The 15,091-nt window shown below is 64.0% G+C and carries 14 protein-coding genes; 7 read left to right on the top strand and 7 right to left on the bottom strand.

The window, feature by feature from the left end; all coding sequences use genetic code 11:
- Nucleotides 1–60: 60 nt before the first annotated feature.
- The gene (locus tag C4K38_RS19980; protein WP_053279864.1) at nt 61–2,385 is read right to left on the bottom strand and encodes an FdhF/YdeP family oxidoreductase; all 2,325 of its coding nucleotides are present in this window, start codon (nt 2,383–2,385) and stop codon (nt 61–63) included.
- A 445-nt stretch (nt 2,386–2,830) separates the two neighbouring features.
- Between C4K38_RS19980 and moaA the strand changes: the two genes are divergently transcribed.
- The 5 genes from moaA (at nt 2,831) to moaE (ending at nt 6,039) form a co-directional block, all read left to right on the top strand.
- A complete protein-coding gene (gene moaA / locus C4K38_RS19975; protein ID WP_053279863.1) occupies nt 2,831–3,829 on the top strand; it encodes a GTP 3',8-cyclase MoaA in 999 nt (332 codons plus the stop codon).
- A gap of 39 nt (nt 3,830–3,868) precedes the next feature.
- Complete coding sequence (locus C4K38_RS19970; protein ID WP_053279862.1) at nt 3,869–4,768, top strand: bestrophin family protein; 900 nt, start codon at nt 3,869–3,871, stop codon at nt 4,766–4,768.
- Nucleotides 4,769–4,846: 78 nt separating this feature from the next.
- The gene (moaC, locus tag C4K38_RS19965; RefSeq protein ID WP_053279861.1) at nt 4,847–5,341 is read left to right on the top strand and encodes a cyclic pyranopterin monophosphate synthase MoaC; all 495 of its coding nucleotides are present in this window, start codon (nt 4,847–4,849) and stop codon (nt 5,339–5,341) included.
- Nucleotides 5,338–5,589: a MoaD/ThiS family protein gene (locus C4K38_RS19960; protein WP_053279860.1), complete on the top strand. Its 252-nt coding sequence runs from the start codon at nt 5,338–5,340 to the stop codon at nt 5,587–5,589. Before moaC ends, C4K38_RS19960 begins: the two co-directional genes overlap by 4 nt.
- A gap of 3 nt (nt 5,590–5,592) precedes the next feature.
- Entirely contained in the window at nt 5,593–6,039 is a 447-nt protein-coding gene (moaE, locus tag C4K38_RS19955; RefSeq protein ID WP_053279859.1) for a molybdopterin synthase catalytic subunit MoaE, read from the top strand.
- 30 nt (nt 6,040–6,069) lie between these two features.
- Here the strand turns inward: moaE and C4K38_RS19950 are convergent, their stop codons facing one another.
- The gene (locus C4K38_RS19950) at nt 6,070–6,972 is read right to left on the bottom strand and encodes a LysR family transcriptional regulator (RefSeq protein WP_053279858.1); all 903 of its coding nucleotides are present in this window, start codon (nt 6,970–6,972) and stop codon (nt 6,070–6,072) included.
- Between the two features lie 145 nt (nt 6,973–7,117).
- A complete protein-coding gene (gene mobA / locus C4K38_RS19945) occupies nt 7,118–7,708 on the bottom strand; it encodes a molybdenum cofactor guanylyltransferase MobA (RefSeq protein WP_053279857.1) in 591 nt (196 codons plus the stop codon).
- Between the two features lie 251 nt (nt 7,709–7,959).
- Between mobA and moaB the strand changes: the two genes are divergently transcribed.
- Together moaB and C4K38_RS19935 are read left to right on the top strand one after the other, a co-directional pair.
- A complete protein-coding gene (gene moaB / locus C4K38_RS19940; protein WP_009049721.1) occupies nt 7,960–8,499 on the top strand; it encodes a molybdenum cofactor biosynthesis protein B in 540 nt (179 codons plus the stop codon).
- Complete coding sequence (locus tag C4K38_RS19935) at nt 8,496–9,701, top strand: molybdopterin molybdotransferase MoeA (RefSeq protein WP_053279856.1); 1,206 nt, start codon at nt 8,496–8,498, stop codon at nt 9,699–9,701. The genes moaB and C4K38_RS19935 overlap by 4 nt, the downstream gene beginning before the upstream one ends.
- Nucleotides 9,702–9,733: 32 nt before the next feature.
- Here C4K38_RS19935 and C4K38_RS19930 read toward each other — a convergent pair whose 3' ends face one another.
- The 4 genes from C4K38_RS19930 to C4K38_RS19915 form a co-directional block, all read right to left on the bottom strand.
- Complete coding sequence (locus C4K38_RS19930; protein WP_053280012.1) at nt 9,734–10,774, bottom strand: FUSC family protein; 1,041 nt, start codon at nt 10,772–10,774, stop codon at nt 9,734–9,736.
- A gap of 202 nt (nt 10,775–10,976) precedes the next feature.
- Nucleotides 10,977–12,602, bottom strand: coding sequence for an NADP-dependent glyceraldehyde-3-phosphate dehydrogenase (locus C4K38_RS19925; protein ID WP_053279855.1), 1,626 nt, complete (start codon nt 12,600–12,602; stop codon nt 10,977–10,979).
- 232 nt (nt 12,603–12,834) lie between these two features.
- Nucleotides 12,835–13,872, bottom strand: a complete 1,038-nt coding sequence (locus C4K38_RS19920; protein ID WP_025804550.1) for an AraC family transcriptional regulator — start codon at nt 13,870–13,872, stop codon at nt 12,835–12,837.
- Nucleotides 13,873–13,881: 9 nt separating this feature from the next.
- Nucleotides 13,882–14,796 carry a GGDEF domain-containing protein gene (locus tag C4K38_RS19915; protein ID WP_053279854.1) on the bottom strand — a complete coding sequence of 305 codons (915 nt, stop codon included), beginning with the start codon at nt 14,794–14,796 and terminating at the stop codon, nt 13,882–13,884.
- Nucleotides 14,797–15,091: the final 295 nt, after the last annotated feature.

Below are 15,091 nucleotides of genomic sequence, written 5' to 3'. Positions count from 1 at the left end.
CGGTCAACGGCAATGCAGGTTTCGAAAGGGCCGGGGCGACGCGCGCCGCCCCGGGCAGGTTCAATCGACGGAGGACTGGATCAGGTTGCTGGCCGGCGCCGGTTCAAGGCGGATCGCGATGAACTTCGAGGTCGGGGTGAAGGTGCGGTCGCCGTAGCTTTCCAGCGGCACCAGAGGGTTGGTTTCCGGGTAATAGGCAGCGGCCTGGCCGGCGGGAATGTCGTAGGCGATCAGGGTGAAGCCGCTCACCCGGCGCTCGCGACCGTCGCCCCACAGCGAGATCATGTCGACCTTCTGCCCCGGCTCGTAGCCCAGCTGGCGAATGTCCTGCTCGTTGACGAACACCACGTCGCGCATGCCGTAGACCCCACGATAACGATCGTCCAGGCCATACAGGGTGGTGTTGTACTGGTCGTGGGAACGCATGGTCTGCAGGATCAGTTGCGGCTTCACCTCCAGGTCGCGCACGCCCTTGCTCACCAGGTGCTCCGGCAACACGCCGGGGGTGAATTGGGCCTTGCCGGTGGCAGTTTTCCAGATGCGCTGGGCGGCGTCGTTGCCCAGGTGGAAACCACCGGGGTGCAGCAGCTTCTGATTGAAGTCCTTGAAGCCGGGAATGGTGTCGGCGATCAGGTTGCGGATCCGGCTGTAGTCCTCGATCACCCACAGCCAGTCGATCGGGTGGCTGCCCAAAGTGGCGTTGGCGATCCCGGCGATGATCGCCGGTTCCGAACGCATCAGCGGCGACTTGGGTTTCAGCTGGCCGTGGGAAATGTGCACCATGCTGAAAGTGTCTTCCACGGTGACGCCTTGCGGGCCCTGGGCTTGCAGGTCGATATCGGTGCGCCCCAGGCACGGCAAGATCAGCGCCTCGCGGCCGGTGACCAGATGGCTGCGATTGAGCTTGGTGGCGATGTGCACAGTCAGCTCGCAGTTGCGCAGGGCGGCGTGGGTGCGCGGGCTGTCGGGGGTGGCCTGGGCGAAGTTGCCCCCCAGGCCGATGAACACCTTGGCGCGACCTTCTTCCATGGCGGCGATCGCCATCACTGTGTTGTGCCCGTGCTTGCGCGGCGCCTTGAAGGCAAAACGCGCTTCCAGGGCATCGAGCAACTCGGCGGGGGCCAGTTCGTTGATGCCCATGGTGCGGTCGCCCTGCACGTTACTGTGGCCGCGCACCGGCGACAGCCCGGCGCCCGGCCGGCCGATATTGCCGCGCAGCAATTGCACGTTGACCACTTCCTGCACGGTGAGCACCGAGTGGGTGTGCTGGGTCACGCCCATGGCCCAGCACATGATCACCCGCTTGGCCTTGCGGTACATGCGGGCGGCCAGTTCGATGTCCTCCAGGGACAGGCCGGACTGTTCGAGGATGTGCTCCCAGCTGGTGGCGTCGACTTCGGCCAGATAGGCGTCCAGGCCCGAGGTGTGCTCGGCGATGAAGGCGCGGTCGAACACCGCTTCGCCGTTGTTGGCCAGGGCTTCGCGTTCCCACTGCCAGAGGAACTTGGCGATGCCGCGCATGGCCGCCATGTCGCCGCCCAGGGCCGGGCGGAAGTAGGCGGAGGAGGTGGGTTCCGAGCCGTTGGTGAGCATCTCCAGCGGATGCTGCGGGTGCTGGAAACGTTCCAGGCCGCGCTCTTTCAGAGGGTTGAAACAGATCACCTGGGCGCCACGCTTCACCGCTTCGCGCAGCGGTTCGAGCATCCGCGGGTGGTTGGTGCCAGGGTTCTGGCCGATGACAAAAATGGCGTCGGCTTCCTCCAGGTCATCGAAGGTCACCGTGCCTTTGCCCACGCCAACGCTGTCGTCCATGCCCAGGCCGCTGGCCTCGTGGCACATGTTCGAGCAGTCGGGGAAGTTGTTGGTGCCGTAGGCGCGCACGAACAGCTGGTAGAGGTAGGCGGCCTCGTTGCTGGCCCGGCCCGAGGTGTAGAACTCGGCCTGGTCGGGCGACTCCAGCCCGTTCAGGTGCTTGGCGATCAGGGCGAAGGCGTCGTCCCAGCTGGTTTCGACATAACGATCCAGGCTGGCGTCGTAACGCATGGGGTGGGTCAGGCGGCCCTGGTATTCGAGCCAGTAGTCGCTTTGCGCCGCCAGCGCCGAGACTGTGTATTTATTGAAGAAAGCCGGGTTGACCAGGCGCCCGGTGGCTTCCCAGTTGACCGCCTTGGCGCCGTTCTCGCAGAACTTGACCATGCCGTTTTCCGGCGATTCGCCCCAGGCGCAACCCGGGCAGTCGAAACCGCCGTTCTGGTTGGTCTTGAGCATGGTACGAATGTTCTTGAAAGCGTTTTCGCTGCCCAACCAGTTCCTGGTCACGGCAATCAGCGCGCCCCAACCGGCGGCCGCTCCCTTGTAGGGTTTGTAGCGTTCAACTTCGCTCATGGTTCTTCTCCAGGACATCGCACGTAGGCTGTGCCTAATGCCAAGTCATTGTTCATGACTGTTTTGTTGTGCGGTTAAATGCGCTTTTATTTGCAGCCAGTTACAAGGCATGCGCATTTATTCACTTCACGGGTGCCGCTCAAGTACTACGGGAACAAGCCTATGTTGGCCGTGAAGTGCCTGTCTAATCGCTATTAATGACCAGATGATCGAGATCCTCTATCAAGGAGAAAATCAAAATAAATCAATGGATTATTTGTTTAAGGTGGCGTGCTTTCAGGCACTTTTCTGCTTGATAGATCCTATTGATCAACCGGTTGTTAATAGCGATTAGACGGCGCTTTTAATTGAACTTAGTCTTGCCGCAACAAGGCCCCATATATAACGGTGGCCTTCCAATAACAGCCCTCGGGTCGATACGCCTGAAGTGTTGATGGAGGCGGTAATGTCAGATCGAATCCTGCGGGATGGTTTTTCCAGGCGAGTCGACTATCTGCGGATGTCGGTGACCGACCGCTGCGACTTTCGCTGTGTGTACTGCATGGCCGAAGACATGCAGTTCCTGCCGCGGCAACGCATCCTGACCCTGGAGGAGCTCTATCAGCTGGCGCACAGTTTCGTCGCCCTGGGCACGCGGAAAATCCGCCTGACCGGGGGCGAACCCCTGATCCGCCCGGGAGTCGTCGAGCTGTGTCGGCGCATCGCCGCACTGCCGGGGCTGCGCGAGCTGTGCATGACCACCAACGGCTCGCAGCTGGGCAAGCTGGCGGCGCCCTTGTTCGAGGCCGGGCTCAAGCGCCTGAACATCAGTATCGACAGCCTCGATGCCAGGCGTTTCCGCGAGCTGACCCGCACCGGCGACCTGGCCCAGGTCATCGCTGGTATCGACGCGGCGAATGCCGCCGGTTTCCAGCACACCAAGCTCAACTGCGTGGTGATGAAAGGGCGCAACGATCACGAGATCAACGACCTGGTGGGTTTTGCCATCGACCGTGGGCTGGACATCTCCTTTATCGAAGAGATGCCCCTGGGGGTGATCAGCGAGCACAGCCGCGCCGATGCGTTCTTTTCCAGCGCCCAGGTGCGCGAGCGCATCGCCGAGCGCTACACCCTGATCGACTCCACCGAATCGACCCAGGGGCCGTCGCGCTACTGGCGCCTGGCCGAGGCGCCGGAGATTCGCCTGGGGTTCATCTCGCCCCACAGCCACAACTTCTGCGCCACCTGCAACCGGGTGCGGCTGACCGTCGAGGGCCGGCTGCTGCTGTGCCTGGGCAACGAGCATTCGGTCGACCTGAAGCAGGTGCTGCGCAGCCATCCGGGGGAGCCGGAGCGCCTGGAGCGGGCAATAGTCGAGGCGATGAAAATCAAGCCGTACCGCCACAACTTCGAACTCAATGACGAGGTGCAAGTGGTGCGGTTCATGAACATGACCGGCGGCTGATCCGCGCGGTTTCTTTCTCTGCAAAAAGGCTGTCTTGCGATGATCGTCAGATCCAAACCCAACCTGATCAATGTGCTGATTTCGCTCAAGGGCTCGATCGCCAAGCGCATCGCCCTGCGCAGCCTGCTGGTGACCCTCCTGGCCTCGGTGATCGTGTTTATCGAGACCCTGTACCCGGCCTATTTCTCCAGGGTCAACGCCACGCCCTTCACCCTGTTGGGTCTGTCGCTGTCGATCTTCATGAGCTTTCGCAACAACGCCTGCTACGACCGCTGGTATGAGGCGCGCAAGGCCCTGGGCACGCTGGTGACGGAGGTGCGTTCGATGATCCGCGAAACCCAGGTGATCAAGGACCCGCGGCAGCGCGGCAAGATCCTGCGCGACCTCTGCGGCTTCGCCCATGCCCTCAACGCCAGGCTGCGCCAGGAAGACGAGTCGAGCGCGGCGGGCACCTGGCTGAGCCAGTTGCCGTCGGCCCAGGCGCCCAACGTGCCGGACAGCATCCTGCGCCACGTCGGCCAACAGTGTTCGGCCCTGGCCGAATCCGGGGCGATCAACGAATGGCGCTACACGCTGCTGGCCAATCACCTGAGCAGCCTGACCAATGCCCAGACCATCTGCGAGCGGATCAAGGGCACGCCATTGCCCTTTCCCTACACGCTGTTGCTGCACCGCACCAGCTACATCTTCTGCATCCTGCTGCCCTTTGCCATGGCCGAGCCCCTGGGCTGGCTGACGCCGATCTTCACGGCCATCGTCAGTTATACGTTCTTCGGTCTGGATGCCATTGGCGACGAGCTGGAAGACCCTTTCGGCCGGGACGAGAACGACCTGCCGACCAATGCCCTGGTGCGCACCATCGAGCGCGAGGTGCTGGATGCCCTGGGCGCGACCCAGCTGCCGCCGGTGCTGCAGCCGGTGGACTTCGTGCTGAGCTGATCGGCGCCCATGCGTTGGCCCTGGCTCCCCCGGGCGACATCAAATACTCAACCCAGCCAGCCGGCTGCGAGGATAACCATGCACCACGACTCCACCACCCTGACTCACCTGGATGCCGAAGGCCGGGCCAATATGGTCGATGTCAGCGACAAGCAGCCCACCGACCGCGAAGCCCAGGCCCAGGCCTGGGTGCGCATGCGGCCCGCCACCTTGCAGATGATCCAGCAGAACGGCCACCCCAAGGGCGACGTGTTCGCGGTGGCGCGCATCGCGGGGATCATGGCGGCGAAGAAAACCCATGAGCTCATCCCGCTGTGCCACCCGTTGATGCTCAGCTCGATTCACCTCGAACTGAAGGCCGTCGAGCCCGACAGCGTCAGGATTGTCGCCACCTGCCGGCTGAACGGCCGCACCGGTGTCGAGCTGGAAGCCCTCACCGCGGCCAGTGTGGCCGCGCTGACTATCTACGACATGTGCAAGGCGGTCGACCGCGGCATGGTCATCGACAGCATCCAGTTGCTGAAGAAACAGGGCGGACGATCCGGCACTTTTGAAGCGGGAGTCACCGCATGATTCTGATCAACTACTTTGCCCGTTATCGCGAGCAGCTCGGTATCGGTGGCGAGAAGATCGCGCTGGATGATTCGTTGCGCAGTGTCGGCGATCTGAGGACATTGCTCATGGCCAGGGGCGAGATCTGGCAGGCGGTGCTCGGCGAAACCAGCCTGATGTGCGCGCTGAACCAGGACCTGTGCAACCTCGATGCGCCCATCGAGGACTTCGACGAGATCGCATTTTTCCCGCAAGTCACCGGGGGCTGAACCATGACCGTGCACGTCCAGGCCGAGGCCCTCGACCTCGATCGACTGCATCGCGAAGTGCACGGCGAGGACCCGAGCATTGGCGCGGTGGTGACCTTCGTCGGTTATGTGCGGGACCTGAGCCTGGGACAACAGGTCGGCAGCCTGTTTCTCGAACATTACCCGGGCATGACCGAGCGCGCGTTGCAGCGCATCCTCGACCAGGCCAATCAGCGCTGGCCGCTGCAACGGGTCAGGGTCGTGCATCGGGTGGGGGTGTTGCAGGTGGCTGAGCCCATCGTGTTTGTCGGCGTCGCCAGCGCCCATCGACAGGCGGCCTTCGAGGCCTGTGCCTTCCTGATGGACTACCTGAAAACCCGCGCTCCGTTCTGGAAGAGAGAGCAAACGCCATCTGGTGAGCGCTGGGTGGATGGCCGCGAGAGCGACCAACTGGCCGCCAGTCGCTGGTAGGGCAGGGAGGCGCCCTGCGGCGCAGCACCTTTAGTCGGCCGTTGGCTCTGCTGCGGCAAACAGTTTCTTGGCTTCGGTAAAGCACTTTTCGGCGATGGCCGAGCGCGGTTCGGTCTTGCGCATCACCAGGCCCAGGGGCGCCAGCACGCTGGCATCCGGCAGGTTGATGAACGCCAGGTTCTCGATCGGGTTTTCCAGGGCGCTGGACAGCGGCATGATCGAGCAGCAGAAGCCTTCGTGGATGGCCTGGAACAGCTGATAGGTGGAATCGCTTTCGAGGATCGGCTGCGGGTCGAGGCCACGGCTGCGGAAACTCAGGTCGATGGATTTGCGGTAGTGCATGCCGTTGCTGATCATCCCCAGGGGCAGCTCGGCGGCTTCTTCCCAGCTCATTTCGCTGCCTTCGAAATGGAAGTGGCGGGTGTCGTACAGCAGGCCGACGCGGGTTTCGCCGATCTCGAAAAACTCGAAGTAGTTCGGGTTCACGTGGTCCAGGTAACACACCCCCAGGTCCAGCTGATTGTTGCCCAGGCCTTCGATGATCTGGTCCGAGCTCATGGACGACAGGGCGAACTTGAGTTCCGGGAAACTCCGGGACAGCCCCTGGACGTAGCCGATCGGGTTGAAGCTGCTCAACGGCACCAGGCCCAGGCGCAGGCTGCCGACTAGTTGGCCACGGCACGCGGCGGCTTCGGCGAACAACCCGTCATGGGCGGCGAGCAGGGTCCGTGCCCAGGCCAGCACCCGTTCGCCGGCCTCGGTGAAACCTTCGAAACGCTGGCCGCGCTTGACCAGCACCAGGTCCAGCTCGTCCTCCAGATTGCGCAAGCGCATGGACAGGGTCGGCTGGGTAATGTGGCAGCGCGCCGCGGCCTGGCCGAAGTGTCGGGTCTGGTCCAGGGCGATAAGGAACTTGAGTTGTTTGATGTCCACGGTGGCACCTGTTGAAGAAGGGGTTTGATGTCAGGGGGAAGGTCGCTGTCCAGGATGCACGAAGTGTCCGAATATCCCGATCCGACCTTTGGAGGAAAAGACTGTGCACCCGTTCGGTGGCACGCGGAGCTGCTAAAAAACGCTGTTAAAACAGTAGTTCAGGGGTGTTGAAGTTGCTCAGGCGCGGGTCGTCCTCGGCGCAGACCAGGGCCTGCGGCCGGTGCTTCGACAGGGCGCGCTGCAGGCTGCGTTCGCCGGTGTCCCAGTCTTGTTGCAGGCTCGCCAGCAAGGCCTTGGGGATCAGACTGAACATGGGTTGCCAGTGGCCGGCCTGTTGCACCATCAGCACCGAGTCTGCGGCGGGGCGCGCCGCCAGCATGGCGCTGATCAGCGCACCATCGATTTTCGGCGCGTCGCAGGCGAACACCAGCAGCCAGGGATGACGCGCCACCGCCAGGCCGGCGAGCACGCCCGCCAGCGGGCCCGGGAAATCCTTCTGCGAATCCTCCACCAGTTGGTCGGCATAGACCCGGTACTGCTCGGCGTTGCGGTTGCAGGAGATGATCAGGTCATCGCTGAAGGGCCGGACCGCCGCCTGCACATGGGCGATCAGCGGCTTGCCCTGCCAGGGCAGCAGGCCCTTGTCCCGCCCGCCCATGCGCGCGCCACGGCCTCCGGCCAGCAGCAGTACCGAGCAGGGGATGGACGACGGGGACGCGGGGCAGGTCGGGGTCATGGTTCAAGGCACGCTGGTTGGGTATCGGGACGATCTCATTGTCGCCCCTGCGAGTCCAATCGGAAGTATCGAATGGGCAATCAAAAGCCTCTATCGGCCGCGGATTTCACCAGGGCCGGCGCGCATTTTCCAGGGAAAAAAGCCTTGATAGATGGGCTCGATAAAGTGGTCGGCCAGAGTGATTAGACACTGACGGTTTCAGCGCTTTAGCCTCTGGCAATGGTTTTTATGACTGCCTGCCGGAGAAAGACATGAGCGTGAAATCGGATGCATTGTTTGTCCCCCTGAATATTGCCGTGCTGACCGTCAGCGATACCCGCGAATACGCCACCGACACCTCCGGGCAATTGCTCGTCAGCCGCCTGCTGGAAGCCGGCCACACCCTGAGCGAGCGCAACCTGCTCAAGGACGACCTGTACAAGATCCGCGCCCAGGTCGCGCTGTGGATCGCCGATGAAAATATCCAGGTGGTGCTGATTACCGGCGGCACCGGCTTCACCGGACGCGACAGCACGCCCGAAGCGGTGGGCTGCCTGCTGGACAAGCGGATCGACGGTTTCGGCGAGCTGTTCCGGGCGATCTCCATCCTCGATATCGGCACCTCCACCGTGCAGAGCCGGGCCCTGGCCGGGCTGTCCAACGGCACCCTGGTGTGCTGCCTGCCGGGCTCCACCGGCGCCTGCCGGACCGCCTGGGAAGGCATCCTTGCCGAACAGCTGGACGCCCGCCACCGGCCGTGCAATTTCGTGCCGCACCTCAAGCAGGTGCAAGCCTGCGGGACCCGCGGATGAGCCTCTCACCGCTGATGCCGGTGGAGGAGGCCATCGCCCGCTTGCTGGCCATGGCCGAGGCGCAACGCTTGCAGGACAGCGAGCCGGTGGCGCTGGGCGAGGCGCGGCAACGGGTGCTGGCCAGCGACCTGGTGGCGACCCTGGACCTGCCGCCCTGGCCGAACAGCGCCATGGACGGTTATGCCTTGAACCTCGATGGCTGGGACGGACAGCCGCTGAGGGTGTCGCAACGCATTTTCGCCGGCCAGGCCCCCGAGCCATTGCTGCCGGGCAGCTGCGCGCGAATCTTCACCGGCGCGCCGCTGCCCCCGGGCGCCAACAGCATCGAGATGCAGGAGAACGTCGAGCTGCTCGATGACGGTCGCGTCCGCTTCAAGCAGCCGCTGAGGGCCGGCCAGAATATCCGCGCCCAAGGCCAGGAGAACCGCGCGGGGCAAGTGCTGCTGCGCGCCGGCAAACGCCTGGGGCCTTTCGAACTGGCTATCGCCGCGGCCCAGGGCTGTACCCATCTGCCGCTGGTGCGGCGGCCACGGGTGGCATTGCTGTCCACGGGCGATGAACTGGCCGAGCCGGGCACGCCCTTGCGCCCCGGCTGCATCTACAACAGCAATCGTACCCTGCTCAGCCACTGGCTGAGTGCCCTGGGCTGCGAGGTGATCGATGCCGGGATTCTCCCCGACCAGCCACAGCAGACCCGGCTGCGCCTGGAGCAGTTGCAATGCGCCGCGGACCTGATTTTGACCACCGGCGGGGTGTCCGCCGGCGACGCCGATTGCCTCGGCCAGGTGCTGCGCGAGTGCGCCACCCCGGTGTTCTGGAAGCTTGCGATAAAACCCGGCAAGCCGTTGACCGTCGGGCGCTTCGGCAGGGTGCCGGTGATCGGCCTGCCTGGCAACCCGACCTCGGCCCTGGTGACCTTTGGCTTGCTGGCCCGGCCTTACCTGTTGCGCATCCAGGGCGTCGAGGAGGTCATGCCATTGAGCTTCCCGGTCAGCGTCGGTTTCGACTGGCCGAAAGCGGGTAGCCGCCGCGAGTATCTGCGGGCCAGGCTGGAGGAGGGGCGCGCCGTGCTTTATCCGAACCAGAGCTCCGGTGTGTTGCTGGGCGCTTCATGGGCCGATGGGCTGGTGGAGATCCTTGAGGGCAGCACCTTGCGGGCCGGGGAGTCGGCGCGGTTCATTCCGTTCAGTGAGCTGTTCTAGCAGGCGCGGTTTTGACGGCCAGCGCGGGGCACTCAGATCTTCCAGTGCTCCGCGCTTTTCGCCAGGCGCTGGCGCATCTCGTTGAGGTTGGCCACCAGTTGCCGGGTCAGCAGGCGGTAGCCGTCCAGCGCGCTGTAGACCGAGGTGTCGAGGGTCGAGGAGGACGGGCTATCCAGGGGCCGTCCCAGGCGTTTGGTGGCGCCGGATTGCAGGGCGCGGGCCATGCCCACCAGCTGGATGCGCACCTGCCGGTGCTCGTGCTTGAGCAGCTGTTGCAGTTGCTCGCGAGCCTGTGGGTCGCTGAGGTTCGGCCGGGTATTGCCGAGGATTTCCAGGGTGCTGAAGCACATGCGCAGGTTGCGCTGGATGGCGTCCAGTTCGGTCATGGAGATCCGCACTTCCTTGGACACCGAGGGCATCAGCGAGCGCAGTTGCAGCAAGGTGCTGTTGAGGCGCCCGAGCAATTTCAGGTGTTCATCGTCGGTCACCGACTGGCCGCCGATGATGCGTCCGTAAAGGGTGGCGCAGTCGCGCAAGGCGCTGGCCAGGTTGTAGCGCCAGGAATACACCGCATACAACGGAATGGCGAAGGAGAAGGCCAGGGCCAGGGCGATGCCGATCAGGATGTCCACCGTGCGCCACAGGCCATCGCTGACGTGGTTGTCGCCATGGCCGGCGACGATGAACACGGTGATCGCCGCCAGCAGCGCGGTGTAACCGCCCTTGCCGATGGCGTGATAGGAGAAATACCCGCACACCACCGACATCCCCAGGTAGGTCAGCCAGGACATGCCCAGGTAAGCCTGCTGCACCACCAGCACCAGGCCGACGCCCGCGCCGATCAGGGTACCGATGGCCCGTTCCGCGGCCTTCTTGCCGATATTGCCGTGGTGCTGCAAGCCGCCGATCACCACCAGCATGGTCACCGACGCCCATTCGCCGTGGGGCAGATTGAGGCCGGTGGTCAGCGCGATGGTGGCCAGCAACCCCAGGGCCACGCGCACCGCATGGATCAGCTTGGCGTAGCGGTAGCGCCGGTACGGGTCCAGTACCGGGAGCAGGAATCGACGCAACAGCGGTGGCAGGCGCAAGGAGCGCCAGGAGTTCAGCAGGCCCAGGGGATGTTCTCCGTTTTAGGCTCTGTACGAAAAGTGGCTGCGCTCGGTCATGCTGCGTTAAAAACAGGCTCGGAATGCTAATGTAGGCCCCTACACTCCGCTTCCTCGCCTGTTTTTGCCTTGCCTGACCTTCGCTCGCCGACTTTTCGTAAAGACCCTAGAAAATGTAATCGGTGGTCAGGAAGCTCGACTCGCGGTTACGGATGATGTCGCTGATCAACTCCTTGTTGCTCTCCTGGAACTTGGTGGCCACCAGGGTGCGGATCGAGAAGGTGCGCAACGCGTCATGCACAGACAGTGTGCCTTCGGCGGAGTTCTTGCGCCCGTTGAACGGGTAGGTGTCCGGGCCGCGCTGGCACTGGGCGTTGAGGTTGATCCGCCCGACCTGGTTGGCGAAGGCGTCCACCAGCCGCCCGACTTGTGCCGGTTGGGTGCCGAAGATACTCAGCTGCTGGCCGAAGTCCGACTCCAGGACGTAGTCGATCACGGTTTCCAGGTCGCGATACGGCACGATCGGCACCACCGGCCCGAACTGCTCTTCCTGATACACGCGCATCTGGCTGTTCACCGGGTAGAGCACCGCCGGGTAGAAGAACGACGCTCGCGTTTCGCCGCCGCCGGGGTTGACCACCTTGGCGCCCTTGTCGATGGCGTCGGCCACCAGGGCATGCAGGTAATCGACCTTGCCCGACTCCGGCAGCGGCGTCAGCGCCACCCCCGGTTCCCACGGCATGCCGGGTTTGAGGCTGAGCAGCTTGGCGTTGAATTTCTCGATGAAGGCATCGACCAGGGTTTCATGGACGAAGAGGATTTTCAGCGCGGTGCAGCGTTGGCCGTTGAACGACAGCGAGCCGGTGATCGCCTCGTTGACCGCGTTATCCAGGTCCACCTCCGGCAGCACGATGCCAGGGTTTTTCGCGTCCAGGCCCAGGGCGGCGCGCAGGCGGTGCGGCTTGGGGTGCAGTTTCTTCAGGTCGCTGGCGGCCTTGTTGGTGCCGATAAAGGCGAAGATATCGATCTTGCCGCTGGCCATCAGCGCGCTGACGGTTTCCCGGCCGCTGCCGTAGATCACGTTGATCACCCCGGCCGGGAAGCTGTCGCGGAAGGCTTCCAGCAACGGGCGGATCAGCAGCACGCCGAACTTGGCCGGTTTGAACACCACGGTGTTGCCCATGATCAGCGCCGGGATCAGGGTGGTGAAGGTCTCGTTCAGCGGGTAGTTGTACGGGCCCATGCACAGGGCCACGCCCAGTGGCACGCGGCGGATCTGGCCGAGGGTGTCCTGCTCCAGCTCGAAGCGGCTGGAGCGGCGGTCGAGTTCCTTGAGGGCGTTGATGGTGTCGACGATGTAGTCGCAGGTGCGGTCGAACTCTTTTTCCGAGTCCTTGAGGTTCTTGCCGATTTCCCACATCAGCAGCTTGACCACCGCCGAGCGCTGTTCGCGCATGCGCCCGAGGAAGGCTTCGACGTGCTGGATGCGTTCGGCCACGCGCATCGTCGGCCACGCGCCCTGGCCACGGTCGTAGGCGCGCACGGCGGCGTCGAGGGCAGTCAGCGCGGTGTCGGCGTCGAGCAGCGGGGTGCTGCCGAGAATCACTTGTTCGTCGCCATTGGCGGTGTCCAGGTACACCGGGCTGCGCACCAGGGCCAGGGGCCCGTTCCAGGTCTGCAACTGACCGTCGACCAGGTACTCGCGTTGCTCGACCTGGCCGTCCAGGCGGTACTGCTCGGGGATGTCGGCGGCGACGGGAAACAGCGTGTTCAACAGATGGGCTGTGGTCATGACTCTATTCCGTAATGGCAATGGGCAATGCACCGGCGGGCTGGATAGCGTGCCGGCACTGACGGGCGAGACGGGTCTTCAAGGCTTGTTTCTACGGGTATACGCCCTGGTGTCTCGGGTCTTTAGCAAAAAGCTGGGCCAAAATGGCGGAAAGTCGTGCAGCAGAGGTGTGATGGTGTGGTTCTTTGGGCCAAGAGTAGCCGCTTTTTCCCTTGGAAAAACAGCCTTTGTTTCAACCGGCGCTGAACAATTGGCGGATCAGCTTGGGTGTGCTGCCGGTCCAGCGCTTGAACGAGCGGCGGAAATTCGCCGCGTCATTGAAACTCAGGTACTCGGCGACTTCCTCGTTGCTCAGGCCCTTGATCCGGTACAGGTACAGCGCCACGTGCTTGCGCACCAGGTCCGCCTGCTGCTGGAAACCGCTGTCGTGCTTGTGCAGCTTGCGCTTGAGGGTGGCCGGGCTCATGCCGAAGGCCTGGGCCGTCTGCTCCAGGCTCGGTGCCTGGCGCACCTGGGCTTGCAGGTAGCGGTAGACGCAGTCGAGAAAGCTTGAGGCAAAACCCAGGTGCTCGAGCTGGCCCAGGGCTTCCTGGCGCGCCACCTGGCCGGCGGTGGCCGAGGCGTTGGGCCAGGGCTGGGTGAGGAATTCGCGGGGGATGCGCATCAGGTCCATGGGCCGCTTGAACTGGGTGTGCTCGCTCAGGTGCACCCAGTACTGCTCGACATAACGCGGCTCGGCATGGCTGAAGCTGCATTCCCAGGGCAGGCGCTGGCCGCTCAGCCACTGACTCATGGCCACCAGTGAGGTCATGCTGGCCTCCAGCAGGAAGCGCCACTGTTCGCCGGCGCCGCAGCTGTCCAGCCAGTAGAAGTAGGCGTGCCTGTCATCCAGCAGCAAACGCGGGCTGGCTAGTGGGCTGAGCAGCGCCTGTTGCTGCACCAGGGTGTCGAGGGCCTGATGCAGGTTCTGCGCATGGCGCAGGGCATGGCTGGCGGCGCCGTAGTGCCCGGGCAGCAGGCGCTGGCCGAACAGGAAGCTGCTGTCGTCGGCGTCCAGCAGGCGCCGGCTGTTGCCGATCAGGCCGAGAAACTGCTGCGGGCTGAGGCGGGTCTGGCCGGCCAGGATGTCCTCGTGGAACAGCCCGGTGCCGCGCAGCAGGCGATGGCTGTCGATGTCCCGGGACAGCGCCAGGTCGATCAGGCTGGCCGGCTGGTAATGCCCGGGAATGAAACGGCTGTCGTTCTCGTACCAACGGGTTTTCAGGGTCATGGCCGGGCCTCAGGCGCTTTTCGCCAGCGGCTGCTTGGCCCGGGCCAGGGCCAGGTTGAGGCGCTTGAGCAGGACTTCCGGGGTCTCGTCGAGGGCCATCACCACCGCGGTGCAGGCGGACAGCTGCAAGCGTTCGCCGTGCTGGCGGCTTTTGTGCGCCAGGCTCTGCACCGCCTGGCGCAGCTCCTGGGCCAGCAGCCGCGCCTGGCTTTCGCCGGTGTTCGGCAGCAGCACCACGAAGCGGTCGCCGGCCAGCCGGCAGAGCAGGTCCTGGCGACGCAGGTTGAGCAGCAGCAAATGGCTCAGCGCCTGCAGCACCGCGTCGCCCTCGGCATGGCCGAAGTCCTGGTTGAGCGCGGCGAAGTTGTCCAGGTCCAGGGCCAGCAGCGACAGCGGCTGCTGCTGGCGCTGGCTGTCCTGCAGGCTGTCGGCCAGCTGGCGCTTGAGGTAGTCGGCGCCGCCCAGCGGAGTGAGTTTGTCGAACAGCCGGTGCTCGCGGAACAGCCGCTCGCGTTTTTCCATCTGCGCGCTGATCGCCAGCTGTTCGCGGTGCCAGTGGTAGATGCCGATGGTCAGCAGGACCATGCCCACCGGCATCGGCCCGGACTCCAGCCAGTGGTCCCAGGTGATGCTGTCGGGCAGGCGGATGAACTCGTCGAGGCTGTCGATCCACCAGGAAAAGAAGATGCAGCTCAGGCCCAGCGCCAGGTAGTTGGTGACCCGTCCCGCCGGGCGGCTTTTCAGCACCAGGCCGAGCCAGATCAGGGCCAGCAGGGCGGTGCCGCCTTCGCCGACGATGTCCAGCCAGACCCATTCGCTGACCGTCTTCAACTCGCCACAGGCCAGGTGCAGGAGCAGGCCGAGATTGGCCGCCAGCAGCAGGGTGGCGAGTTTCCATCGATGGGGTTTGAGCACTGAGAACATGGCCGCGATCCTTTGGCGAAGAAGCAATGCGCGCCAGCACAGCAGATGTGTGTGACAGCCGGGTGACGGTGGTGAAGGGGGTGGGGGAGGTCGAATCAGCTCATCGTGAAAGAGGATTTTTTGTTGGTTCGATGTCTGTTGCAGCGGTGTCGACAGGGCCGCCGATTCGCGGGCAAGCCTCGCTCCTACAGAAGCACTCGATCTTCTTCTGTAGGAGCGAGGCTTGCCCGCGAAAGCGTCAGACCAGTCACCGCCAACCGCCCGGTAAAAGGTCATTTCAGCTCACTTTGCCCCT

It is taken from the genome of Pseudomonas chlororaphis subsp. piscium, assembly GCF_003850345.1.
Classification (GTDB): Bacteria; Pseudomonadota; Gammaproteobacteria; order Pseudomonadales; family Pseudomonadaceae; genus Aquipseudomonas; species Aquipseudomonas piscium.
Note: the sequence above shows the minus strand (reverse complement) of the source record. Positions and strands in the feature narration are given on the sequence as shown.